The sequence below is a fragment of the Ancylothrix sp. D3o genome (assembly GCF_025370775.1).
Lineage (GTDB): Bacteria > Cyanobacteriota > Cyanobacteriia > Cyanobacteriales > Oscillatoriaceae > Ancylothrix.
The window spans coordinates 326,597-338,457 of record NZ_JAMXEX010000003.1 but is presented as its reverse complement, the minus strand read 5'-3'; the positions used below and the strand labels follow the sequence as shown (position 1 = coordinate 338,457).

Genomic DNA, 11,861 nt, shown 5'->3' with positions numbered 1-11,861 from the left:
TCTACTGTTCTCTGGGCGGGGCTATTTTAAATATTACTGCTTTTCTCCGGTTCTGGTTCGTCTTGTAAGGCTTCTTTAATAATTAGCTGTACTTGCGATTTCACTTGCTCATAATCTTGCGAGGCGCACCAAGGACGGACGGATAAAACTGTACCGGAAGCAATGGAAGTTACTACAGCGGTTGGATGCGGTTTGGAAAAAACCAAAGGATGAGACTCAACTAGAACGAGTAAATGAGAAATTGTTGCAGCAATTGGCCGTTCTCCAATATTTACGTCAATATCTACCCGCCGCGTTTTCATTGCGGTTGTATTTTTCAAGGTTCCGTTAAAAAGTTGAGCGTTGGGTACGGTAATTTTGATATGATCGGCTGTTAATAAAGTGGTGGAAAAAATACCAATGGCATCGACTACACCGGCCACTCCTGCTCCTTCAATATAATCGCCTACTTCAAAGGGTCTTAAACTAATTAACATTACTCCAGCCGCAAAATGAGAAAGGGTATTTTGCCAAGCTAAACCAATGGCTAAACCTGCCGCCCCCACGACTGCTACTAAACTTGTTGCTTGAATTCCAACTGCATTTAAGGCCGCAACTACTCCTACCACCATTGTTAAAATTTCTGCGGCTTGTATTAAAAATTTTCTGAGGGTTGGTTCGGTTCGGTTCAGTACGCGCCGCATCGTGCGCGTCATAACATTAATTGCCAGTCTTGTCAGCAGCAAAATTCCCAAGGCCCAAAGCATCTGGGGAATAATTGAAAACAACAAATCCAGAAATTTTTTCCAGACTTCTACAGATTGCCAAAGAGCGGCATAGTTCCGCAAGTCCGTATTTCCTGCGGGCACTTGTGGGGGGGCTGTCAAAAAATAATGAATTGTTAACATTTGGTTTGCTATTTTAGTTTATTTTTGCAAAAAAAGGTTGTAGATTTGTTTGTATTATTCCACAATTTTTAAAATAAAAAGTTGTGGTGGGCCGGTTTATTAATGCGGTTTATTAATAGCCTCAATAAGGGTGCACCGGCCCCTACTAAAATCTTAAGGTTGCACCGGCTGCTGTTGTAGTTCAAAGGGCTGGCTGACCGGCACGCGAGGAAGCCGGTGTTTAAAACCGCAGAGAATTTCCCAAGAAATTGTACCCAGCATTGTTGCCCAATCTTCTGCACTGATGTGGTGTTTGCCTTGTGATCCTAGCAAGGTGACAACTTCGCCTACTTGTAAGTCAGGAATTGCTGTCACATCTAGCATTAATTGATCCATTGTAATTGCGCCAATTTGCTGTACCCATTCACCGCGCACCAAAACTTTCATTTTATTGGAAAGATTGCGAGGAATGCCATCAGCATAACCAATGCCGATAACGGCTACACGCATTGACCGGCTGGCAACAAAATGATGACCATAACTGACGCCGGTGCCGGCTTCGAGAGTTTTAATTTGAGTGACTCGTGCTTTGACTTGCATCACGGGTTTTAATTCGACAACCGATTTTAAATGTTCGGCGGGATATAATCCATAAATCGCTAATCCCATTCGCACCATATCGTAGTGCAAATGCGAATCGGTGAGGGCGGCTGCGGAATTTGATAAATGCAGTTTCGGCACCGATAAACCGGCATTTTGAAGGGCAAAAATTGCTTTCTGAAAACGCGAATGTTGTTGCCACATAATTGTCGGATCTGGACTATCTGCGGTGGCAAAATGGGAATAGATACTGGCAATTTTTAAGTTAGGACACGCCGAGACGCACTTTACAAATTCGGTGGCTTCTTGCCAAGGAGAACCCAGCCGCGACATTCCAGTATCAAGTTTGATATGCACCGGCAAAGTTTGTTCTTTGCCCTTAGCAAAAGATAAAGATTGCAAAGCTTCTGAAAATATCAATGCTTGCTGAGGCGTGCATAAGGTGGGTTGCAATTGCCACCGAACGAGCGTCCGCACTTGTTCGGTGGTATTTGTGGCACCCAAAATCAAGATAGGCGCTGTAATACCGCTTTCGCGCAGTTCTATTCCCTCTGGGATGGTGGCCACTCCCAACCAGTCGGCACCGCTATTGAGAACGGTTTGCGCGACTTGCACGGCTCCATGTCCGTAGGCATCGGCTTTGATGACTGCCATAAGGTCAGTTTTTGGAGAAAGCAACCGCTTCAAGTACCGCACATTTTCTGCAAGAGCAGGCAAGTTAATTTCCACCCAGGCCCGCTCACAACGCATTGATGCTAGGCTTGGACTTTGCTCCCAACTCAGCATTTTTTTGCTCCTATTTCACTCACACCAGTTAGCACTATAAAACTATTCGTTCGTTATCCCTAGTATTCTAAGCTTTCAGTTTAAGTCGGGAGCAAAAAAAATCGATGGCGTTAAATCATCTGTTACGGTCGGTTGTATGTGTTGGGTTAATTACGCCACTCCTTAACCATTTCCTTAAAAAGCAGTTTTACGGCCTTGGCAACAGCACCGGCTTTGCTCAATTTGATTGAGTGCGCCGCGAATTGAGCTTTTTAACTTTGACTGGGGGGGGTTTTGTTGAGTTTGTGAATCTGTGCTGCTTTGCCGGTGCGCTGCAATGAGGCTTTGCATTACTGCGGGATAATGTCTAATCAAGAAGAGAACTTTATTTCTGCCAATATTCAACACAAAAATGCAGCCGATATTGTCTCAAATATAACTTTAATAGTATTAGAAAAAATTCTCAAAAAAGGGGAAAGCAAAAAAGTGAGTTTGCCAATTTATTGACGGTTATTCTGAAGTGCTTTTTTCTAAAAAAATACGAAAACTTTTTTAAATATGTACCTTAAGGGAAAGGAATTCAGAAATATTGAAATAATTACTAAAGTTAATCCTAACCCAGTCCTACGTTGATACAAGAGGCTGCTAATCAGTTACTAAATACTAGAGAGAAATTAGATAATTCCCCTGCGGAGACTGAAACAGAGCCCTTGGCCTAAAGCTATGGGTACTAGCTTTAACACTTTCAATTGCACGAATCCTCCTGCGGCGACAGATTGGCCCAACCGCTACAAGCATTTATTCTCATTGGGGATTCTACTTAATTAAGTAAGTCAACTTAATTAAACTCTGGGTGTAATGTAGGTTGGGTAGAGGAACGAAACCCAACACTCTCCAGGCTTTGATGGGTTTTGCCTTCGGCACGCTACGCGTAACGTAGTGCGCGATAGCGCTACGCTTACGCTCTACCCATCCTACAAATAATTAAGTGCTTCTACTTACCACCACTGGCCGGCCATCCTAGGTTTTTAGCTTTTTGAGCGGCTGATTTTTATTTGCTCTTGCTATTGAGGATGGTGATTTTTTGGAGTTTTCATTTTTCTATAAAAATTAAATTTGTCCTCAAACCTATCTAAATCAGGGCTATTTTGCTTTGATTTGTTGCTTTAATTTCGTTATTTATTGGGTAAGAGCGGAGGCTTTTTTTGGGTTTTTGGCCCTTTTAGTTCGGGAACCCGTACAGAAAAATCTGTTGCATTGGTGGATCGCTCTCCGCTAAATTAGCACTCAGGAGTTGAGAGTGCTAAATCACTCCACCGGCACCCCTGCTAAACACTCAATTTGAGTGGGTCGTAGGTAAAAATGCCGGCTTCGTTGCTGAATTATTGATCAACATAACTTGTAGTTTGGAGAAGTTTGTATGGCTGCTGTATCTCTGAGTGTTTCTACCGTCAAACCTCTAGGAGATCGCGTTTTTGTAAAGGTAAGTGCTGCTGAAGAAAAGACGGCAGGTGGCATTTTACTGCCGGATGCGGCTAAAGAAAAACCCCAAATTGGCGAAGTGGTTCAAGTTGGCCCTGGCAAGCGCAATGAGGACGGTTCTCGTCAAGAAATGGAAGTAAAAATTGGCGACAAAGTTCTCTATTCTAAGTACGCCGGCACCGATATCAAACTCGGTACTGAGGAATACGTTTTACTGTCTGAAAAAGATATTCTCGCTGTCGTTAACTAGTTTGGGAATTTAGCAGGGTTGGGGTATTTTTCCCCAACGCATTAAACCCAAATTGAAGCCCAAGCAAAAATCAAGAAACAAATCTACTACAATCGCGGAAATTAACTATGGCTAAGCGCATCATTTACAACGAAAATGCTCGTCGCGCCCTGGAACGGGGTATGGATATTTTGGCCGAAGCTGTGGCCGTAACTTTGGGGCCCAAAGGTCGCAATGTGGTGCTGGAAAAGAAATTCGGCGCTCCTCAAATTGTGAATGATGGTGTGACTATTGCTAAAGAAATTGAGCTTGAAGATCATGTCGAAAACACCGGCGTGGCTTTGATTCGTCAAGCTGCTTCTAAAACCAATGATGCCGCTGGTGATGGCACCACGACTGCAACGGTTTTGGCTCACGCAATGGTTAAAGAAGGTCTGCGTAATGTGGCCGCCGGCGCTAATGCTATTATCCTGAAACGTGGTATTGATAAAGCTGCTGGTTTCTTGGTAGAACAAATTGCCAAACACGCTCGCCCTGTGGAAGATTCTAAGGCGATTGCTCAAGTGGGTTCAATTTCTGCCGGCAATGATGAAGAAGTTGGCAATATGATCGCTGAGGCGATGGATAAGGTGGGTAAAGAAGGTGTGATTTCCTTGGAAGAAGGAAAATCCATGACCACCGAGTTAGAAATTACTGAAGGTATGCGTTTTGATAAGGGTTATATTTCCCCTTATTTCGTGACGGATACTGAGCGGATGGAGGCGGTTTTTGAGGAGCCTTTCTTGTTGTTAACTGATAAGAAAATTGCTCTGGTTCAAGATTTGGTGCCGGTGCTTGAGCAGGTGGCTCGTGCCGGTCGTCCTCTGGTGATTTTGGCTGAGGATATTGAGAAGGAAGCTTTGGCTACTTTGGTGGTAAACCGTTTGCGCGGTGTGCTGAATGTGGCTGCTGTTAAGGCTCCTGGTTTTGGTGATCGTCGTAAGGCAATGTTGGAAGATATTGCTGTATTAACTGGCGGTCAAGTGATTACTGAAGATGCCGGTTTGAAGCTGGAAACTACTAAGCTTGATATGTTGGGTCGCGCTCGTCGCATTACTTTGACTAAGGATAATACGACGATTGTTGCTGAAGGAAACGAGGCTGCTGTTAAGACTCGTTGTGAGCAAATTCGCCGTCAAATGGAAGATACCGAGTCTTCTTATGATAAGGAGAAGTTGCAAGAGCGTTTGGCTAAGTTGGCCGGTGGTGTTGCAGTGATCAAGGTTGGTGCTGCAACCGAAACGGAAATGAAGGATCGCAAGTTGCGTTTGGAAGATGCGATCAACGCTACTAAGGCTGCTGTTGAAGAAGGTATTGTGCCTGGTGGTGGTACGACTTTGGCTCATTTGGCGCCTGAGTTGGAACAGTGGGCAAATGCTAATTTGTCTGCTGAAGAATTGACTGGTGCTTTGATTGTTTCTCGTGCAATTTCTGCTCCTCTGAAACGGATTGCTGAAAATGCCGGTCAGAATGGTGCTGTGATTGCTGAACGGGTGAAAGAGAAGCCGTTTAATGTTGGTTACAATGCTGCTTCTAACGAGTTTGTTGATTTGTTTGAGGCGGGAATTGTTGACCCTGCGAAGGTGACTCGTTCTGCTCTGCAAAATGCTGCGTCTATTGCCGGTATGGTGTTGACGACTGAGTGCATTGTTGTTGATAAGCCTGAGCCTAAAGAAGGTGCTGGTGCTGGTGCCGGTGCTGGTATGGGTGGCGGCGATTTCGATTACTAAGTTTGATTTTGGGGTGGGTTTTTTCCACCCTACAAAAAGCCCGGTTTCTAATAGAGACCGGTTTTTTTTATTATGATTTTTTTTAGTTTTTAAGATTTTGACATTTGATCTAAATATTGGCGCGATTTTTCGAGGCGCTTCATTTTTTGTTCGCGGATGTGTTTATCTAAACCGGCCTCTATTTCTTCTAGTTGTAAGCCAAATTCTTCTAAGTCTAGGCGAGCTTTCCGCAGGTTCATCGAAAGACGTTTTCGAGTTTCTTCATCGGGGATGCGGGGTTCGTTGTTCATTGCAGGTTCCACTCCGTCTTAATTTCTTGAATGCTGCGCTCCATCGCCGGAATCCTGAGTTGGTTTTGGGTGATGGCTGTGTCCACCAATCGTAACATATCGTTTGGGGCGGTTGGGTTAGCCTCTGCTATGCGGAGGCGGATTTTGAAGAGTTGGGAATAGCGTGTTGCTGCTTCTTCGGCAAGCTTTTTTAAGTCTGCCAAGTTGCCAAGGGTGCTGGGGGTTTCGCCATAGCGTTCAAAAAGGGTGTATTCTGCGGCACCGGCATCTTCTACGATGGTTAAAAGTTGTCGCAGCAATGTCCATATTGTTTCGCTTGTTTCTGCGGGTAATTTTGCCATTTTCCATCACATACTAGACGAGCGCACCCATTTTGGCCCAAAAGGCCGACGCGAGATCATGCCCATTTGTGGGGGTGTGAGACCCTTATTGCTAATCATAGTATGTAGACCTATAGTTAGCAATCTCATAAATTGAGTTTAATCTCTCAAGTGGCTGAAAAGCCATGAAACCAGAAGTTTTAATCAAATTTGGTCAAAAAGTAAGGCAAGAAAGACGAAAACAGAACCTTTCACAAGAAGGGTTGGCTGAAAAGGCAAATCTTCATCGAACTTATATAGGAATGATTGAAAGAGCAGAAAAAAATATCACATTAATAAATGTACAAAAAATTGCTGATGCTTTGGGTTTAAGCATCGGTGATTTATTTAAAGACTAATTCAATTATGCGCCCTAATCTAAACTTAATTACAATTGACGATAACTTAAATAAAATTAAGCAACTTTTGAGTGAGTTGGTTATTCAACCCCGCATAAATGCTGTAAAGTGGTCAAAAATAACTAAGCAAACTCCTAACCTTAAAGTGGGTTATCCTGGGCAACATTTAGCCTCGCTGATCACAGGAGTTCCAGGCACAAGAACTGGTGCAAGAGGAAAGGATTTAGCGGATGGATCTGAGGTAAAATCTTGTTCTAGGATTGACCAACTCGACAAGTGTAATAGTTGTAAATCACCTGTGGCACGATTAGAAGTAGCTTGCCCAGAATGCGGCTCAATAAAGATCAAGAGAAATAATGATTCAAAGTGGCTTTTTACGATTAGGAGTGAAAGAGATTTAAACGAATTAATTAAAGAAATTGAAAGAGTCATCTTAGTAATTGCTGATTATCCAAACTTTGAGGATCAGGATTATGATACGTTAAGGATTCAATCTTTTGAAATTTGGCCTACAAGTGATCGCCATACCCGATTTAGAGAGTTAATGTATAACTATTATAACCATATTTATTTAACGGCTAAAAGAAAAAAACCGGAGCAAACACCAGCGCCAAAAAATTTTTGGCCGTATAGCTATCAGTTCTATATTTGTAATCCAATTTTAACTTTTTCTTGCTTAGTCCATAGGGCCATTAGTGAAACTCCTAGCCTAGAGATACTAAAGTATGTAAAACCCGATGAAGATAGGTCTTTTCTTGATTCAGTAGCAATGCCAACAAACCTTTTAAATCAGCCGGAAAAGGAAAACCTTCGTTTAAGGGTTGGTTTAGAGTCTTTACCCACAAGTCTTGATGAGAGTTTGAAGCAATACCTGCCACTAAGAAATCAATAAATATTGGTAAAAGAGGGCTGGTTAATAAATAGATAATCAACCAGCCCTTATAGTTTCTAAGTTTCCAAATCAAGAGTTAGTTGCTGATATGATGCGGCTTGCTCAAGGATTTTATTGTTTGACGTAGCCACTATAGAAGATAGGGAATTACTATTTTGTGGGCCTTGCTTTTTAAGCTTTTCCAGTCTTTCTCTAGCAATTTTTACATAGTTTTCTTCTTGCTCAATTCCTATAAAATAGCGGTCTAAATTATGGCAAGCAATGGCTGTAGAACCACATCCCAAAAAGGGGTCTAAAATCACCATTCCTTGATTACTGCTGGCTTTAATTATCCGTTCCATCAATTTCACCGGCTTCTGCGTGGGATGATATCTTTTTTCTTCGTAAAAATCAATATCTGTCCACACATCTGTTATCCCCATTTCGATGTTAAAAACCGGCGCGATGTCTTCGTAGGGATACTCAAATTGCAGTATTTCTTGCAATTTTTCCCACATTTCTTGGGTGGGAATTTGAGCGAGAATGTTTTGGCCGGTGTAAAGTGACCACATTCCGCCGCCGTTTTCTTTAACTCCCAGTTGCCGGTTAATTTCTTGAGCAGTTAATTTCAGTTCTTTTTGTCTTTGTTTGAGAAGTTGTTTAATAAAAGGTTTGCTGTCACCGATAAAAAACAACAAAGATTCGGTAACATTAGGAAACATTTTGTAGCCTTTTGTTGCTCTGCCGCCAAGGGCGCGAATGCCTTTATCGATGATGATTTGTTGGCGAAAAAGAAAGCCAAGATTAAGGAGATGGCTATGGAGAGGGATTAAGTTTCTCAAATAACCAAATAAATAGAGGCTGCCCGAAAGTTTCATCACTCTGGCAATTTCTGTAAGCCATTTTTGACACCAGTTTGCATAATCTTCTTGGGTGCGCCAGTTGTAATCCCATTTTTCACTTACCACTTTCCAGTAGGGGGGATCGAGGATGACTAAATCAATGCTTTTGTCGGGGATTTGTGGGAGAATTTCAAGGCAGTTTCCGGGCATAATGCGGTTGAATTCAAGCATAAAGGTTTTTAGATTTTGGGGGAGATATTTTTAGGATATCATTTTGTTTTTTTTTGAGAGAGACGAAAAGATGTGAAAGTAATGCCATCAGGTGAAGGCAATCTCTGCTTCTATTACAATTTGTCCTAAAAGAGGAAAAAGATGCTATTTAGCTTATGATGGTAAAAGCGTACGCCTACTTAATGCTATTATGGGGATGAAAAAAGGGAAAAATATAGAATATAAAAAAGCATTAGCTGAAAGCTAAGAATAAACTTTTGATAATTTGGAAAGTATCAACTCTATGACGACTGGGCAAGCTTGTGATCGGCTCATCAACATTATTCTTTAACTAGAAGAAGATTAGTTTTATTATTTTAATTAATTTATCATTTTTCGAGATTTTTTGCTGCTCGAATAATCTCAACAATCTTGTCATAGTCAAAATTTGCAGCAAAACTCATCAACGCCTCAGCAACCGAAGGATTTTCCCTGCGAATTTCCTCAATATAATCTTCAACACCGGCCATATCAGCAACACTCGCAGCATATTCCAAACTCGTCAACAAAGAGGCCGGTAACAGCCCCAAAACCTGGGGTTTAAGAGGATCTTCGATATCCTTTTGAGACACTTTCCCAACCCCACCGGCAGCCGTTTCTGAATAAATATAACGCACACCTATATGTTTGTGCATCGTCTCAAAAATATCGGCTTCCCGAAACGGTTTCCGCATAAAATCATCACAGCCGGCAGAAATAAAAATAGCTTTTTCTTCCTCCAAAGCACTCGCCGTCAGCGCAATAATTGCCGTCGCCTGACCTTTAATTGTAGATTTAATATGCTTGGTTGCTTCATAGCCATCCATCACCGGCATTCGCATATCCATCCATATTAAATGCGGTTCCCAACTATCCCAAATTTCAATTGCTTCTTGACCATTTTTTGCTTCCTTAACATCAAAACCCAAAGGATTAAGCATTTTAACTAACAATTGTCGGTTCACCGGCTTATCATCGACAATCAAAATTCGATAACGGGGTTGGTTTGCTTCCAGCCCCATCACATGGCGCACCTGCTTTTGATTTTCTACTTCGCTTCTATCCCCCACTTTAGCGATAATATTAAATTCAAAAATACTGCCTTTTCCTACCACTGAATTCACCCGAATTTCCCCTTCCATTAACCGGACAAATTGCCGGCTAATTGGCAAACCCAAACCCGTCCCTTCTTGTGATTCTTTACCCACTTGAGTTTGCCCAAATGCTTCAAAAATTTGATTTATTTCCTCTTGGGAAATTCCTGGGCCGGTATCTTCAATTGCAAAATGTAACTCCGCCGGCATTCCTAATTCACCTTTTCCCCCAGCAGAACTCACCCGCACTGTCACACCCCCTTCTGTAGTAAATTTCAAAGCATTATTCAGCAAATTAATTAAAACTTGTCGCAACTTAATTTCATCGGTTCGCACATATTGGGGAACATCAAGCATCCGCTCAAAAATTAACTGCAAATGTTTTTCCTCTGCCTTGAAATTAAACATATCTTCTAAATCATCCAGCAGCCGGTGTAAATCAAAATTCTTTTCCGTGATTGTCGTGCGACCGGCCTCAATTTTTGCCAAATCTAAAACATTATTAATCAGCGTCAACAAATGCTCACTACTACGGTTAATAATACTAATATTTTCTAATTGCTCTGGCGGTAAAGATTGGCTGCGCTTCATTAATTGAGCAAACCCAATAATCGCATTTAATGGCGTGCGAAACTCGTGGCTCATATTCGCCAAAAACGTGCTTTTTGCATAGTTAGCAACTTCGGCTTTTTCTTTAGCAACCATCAATTCTGCCGTGCGTTCCTCCACTTTTTGCTCCAAGGTTTCCAAAGATTCTTGTAACTGACGTGCCATCGAATTAAAAGACTTCACCAACTCTCCCAATTCATCAGAACGGTCAATTTTAACAGTCGTTTTTTCCCACTCGCCTTTGGCAATATTTTTCGCCGCTTGATTTAATCTCAAAATTGGATTTATTACCCACCCCGAAGTCAAAATGCCAAGCATTGTAGCGCCCACAAAAGCTACCAGACATAATAAAACAGTTGTGCGGTTATTATCGTTAATTTTCTCCATAAAATCGCTTTCAGGAACCACCACAACAATCAACCAATCTAAATCGTGACTGTCTTTGATCGGCAACACCCTCAGAAAATAAGAGTTTCCCTGAAATTCAAACTTAATTTGCTGAGCAGTTTGAATTGATTTTAAGTTCTGAAAACGCTCAGTTAAATAGCTATTCGTTGCTTTCGTTAGCAAATTGTTGCTATCTTTAACTTGTATTAATTTTCTCTCGTTGTTTATAAAGCGAAAGGGTTTTTCTGACGTAGAAGTTGCTACCATAAGGCCGCTTCTTTCCATAATAAAAGCTTGGCCGATTTTGCCAATTTTCAGCGTATTTAAAAAGTTCCCAATCTGATCGAGGCGTAACGTTGCAAGCAACATCCCTTCTAACTCATTCCCTTTATCATAAACCGGCCTAACCGCGCTCACCAGTAAAGTCGGTTCTAAAAATGAAATATAAACAGAACTCCATGTTGCTTTACCCGCCTTAACTCCATCAATAAACCAAGGAATCTGGCGAGGATCAGAATTTTTGCGAGTGAATTCTAGTGTTGTCCGCTCTCCCTTTTCATTAGTATTGAAAGAAGAAAAAATAAAAGGATCAGCACTTCCTTCTCCCTTCGTCGCATTAACCCTTAAAGTGCCATCTGAAAGCTTTTCGCCGGCTCTATAATCTCCGTTTTTATTGGCAACTGCAATAAAGTTCATATAAGGATAAACTTGAACTTGTCTCCACAAATATTTTTCCCAATCATCCAAATTTTCAAAATTTAAAATTCCTAACTGAACCGCATCATAATTACTTTGATTAATTTCGTGAGGCTTTGCCAGCAAAGTTTCTAAGTTTTGCTCAACACGCGCACTCACTTCCCTCATTAACTGGTTAGCCAAATTATTAACCGCTTCCTGCCCGTTTTTAAAAGACAGATAGCCAACAATTCCTACAGCCCCAACAATTTGGAAAACGAAGGGAAAAATAAAAATTGCCCGCAAAGGCAACTTCCCAGTCATTTTTACAGCCAAGCGAGAAACAGATTTGATACACATAGCACAGAGTTAAAGAAGCTTTCTTTTTAAGCTTATAGAAATTAAATTTTATCTA

12 protein-coding genes are annotated in these 11,861 nt (G+C 41.6%); 6 read left to right on the top strand and 6 right to left on the bottom strand.

Features of this window, described 5'->3' with window-relative positions; all coding sequences use genetic code 11:
* Nucleotides 1-26 precede the first annotated feature (26 nt).
* Nucleotides 27-887 carry a mechanosensitive ion channel family protein gene (locus NG798_RS08795; protein ID WP_261222006.1) on the bottom strand — a complete coding sequence of 287 codons (861 nt, stop codon included), beginning with the start codon at nucleotides 885-887 and terminating at the stop codon, nucleotides 27-29.
* A gap of 153 nt (nucleotides 888-1,040) precedes the next feature.
* The gene (gene alr, locus NG798_RS08790) at nucleotides 1,041-2,252 is read right to left on the bottom strand and encodes an alanine racemase (protein WP_261222004.1); all 1,212 of its coding nucleotides are present in this window, start codon (nucleotides 2,250-2,252) and stop codon (nucleotides 1,041-1,043) included.
* A 342-nt stretch (nucleotides 2,253-2,594) separates the two neighbouring features.
* Here alr and NG798_RS08785 point away from each other — a divergent pair, with 342 nt between their 5' ends.
* From NG798_RS08785 to groL, 3 genes are all read left to right on the top strand, one after another.
* Nucleotides 2,595-2,738, top strand: coding sequence for a hypothetical protein (locus NG798_RS08785; protein WP_261222002.1), 144 nt, complete (start codon nucleotides 2,595-2,597; stop codon nucleotides 2,736-2,738).
* Between the two features lie 913 nt (nucleotides 2,739-3,651).
* Nucleotides 3,652-3,963, top strand: coding sequence for a co-chaperone GroES (gene groES / locus NG798_RS08780; protein ID WP_261222000.1), 312 nt, complete (start codon nucleotides 3,652-3,654; stop codon nucleotides 3,961-3,963).
* A 107-nt stretch (nucleotides 3,964-4,070) separates the two neighbouring features.
* Complete coding sequence (gene groL, locus NG798_RS08775; RefSeq protein ID WP_261221998.1) at nucleotides 4,071-5,711, top strand: chaperonin GroEL; 1,641 nt, start codon at nucleotides 4,071-4,073, stop codon at nucleotides 5,709-5,711.
* A gap of 89 nt (nucleotides 5,712-5,800) precedes the next feature.
* Here groL and NG798_RS08770 read toward each other — a convergent pair whose 3' ends face one another.
* Entirely contained in the window at nucleotides 5,801-6,001 is a 201-nt protein-coding gene (locus NG798_RS08770; RefSeq protein WP_261221997.1) for a hypothetical protein, read from the bottom strand.
* The gene (locus tag NG798_RS08765) at nucleotides 5,998-6,342 is read right to left on the bottom strand and encodes a hypothetical protein (RefSeq protein WP_261221996.1); all 345 of its coding nucleotides are present in this window, start codon (nucleotides 6,340-6,342) and stop codon (nucleotides 5,998-6,000) included. Before NG798_RS08765 ends, NG798_RS08770 begins: the two co-directional genes overlap by 4 nt.
* Nucleotides 6,343-6,506: 164 nt before the next feature.
* Here NG798_RS08765 and NG798_RS08760 point away from each other — a divergent pair, with 164 nt between their 5' ends.
* Both NG798_RS08760 and NG798_RS08755 read left to right on the top strand, forming a co-directional pair.
* Nucleotides 6,507-6,719, top strand: coding sequence for a helix-turn-helix domain-containing protein (locus NG798_RS08760; protein ID WP_261221995.1), 213 nt, complete (start codon nucleotides 6,507-6,509; stop codon nucleotides 6,717-6,719).
* 7 nt (nucleotides 6,720-6,726) lie between these two features.
* Nucleotides 6,727-7,611, top strand: coding sequence for a MamI family restriction endonuclease (locus NG798_RS08755; RefSeq protein WP_261221993.1), 885 nt, complete (start codon nucleotides 6,727-6,729; stop codon nucleotides 7,609-7,611).
* A 56-nt stretch (nucleotides 7,612-7,667) separates the two neighbouring features.
* On the opposite strand, the gene NG798_RS08750 is transcribed toward NG798_RS08755, so the two are convergent.
* Nucleotides 7,668-8,663: a site-specific DNA-methyltransferase gene (locus NG798_RS08750; protein ID WP_261221992.1), complete on the bottom strand. Its 996-nt coding sequence runs from the start codon at nucleotides 8,661-8,663 to the stop codon at nucleotides 7,668-7,670.
* Between the two features lie 91 nt (nucleotides 8,664-8,754).
* On the opposite strand from NG798_RS08750, the gene NG798_RS08745 reads away from it, so the two are divergent.
* Nucleotides 8,755-8,910 carry a hypothetical protein gene (locus NG798_RS08745; RefSeq protein WP_261221990.1) on the top strand — a complete coding sequence of 52 codons (156 nt, stop codon included), beginning with the start codon at nucleotides 8,755-8,757 and terminating at the stop codon, nucleotides 8,908-8,910.
* A gap of 121 nt (nucleotides 8,911-9,031) precedes the next feature.
* Here NG798_RS08745 and NG798_RS08740 read toward each other — a convergent pair whose 3' ends face one another.
* Complete coding sequence (locus tag NG798_RS08740; protein WP_261221989.1) at nucleotides 9,032-11,806, bottom strand: hybrid sensor histidine kinase/response regulator; 2,775 nt, start codon at nucleotides 11,804-11,806, stop codon at nucleotides 9,032-9,034.
* Nucleotides 11,807-11,861 lie beyond the last annotated feature (55 nt).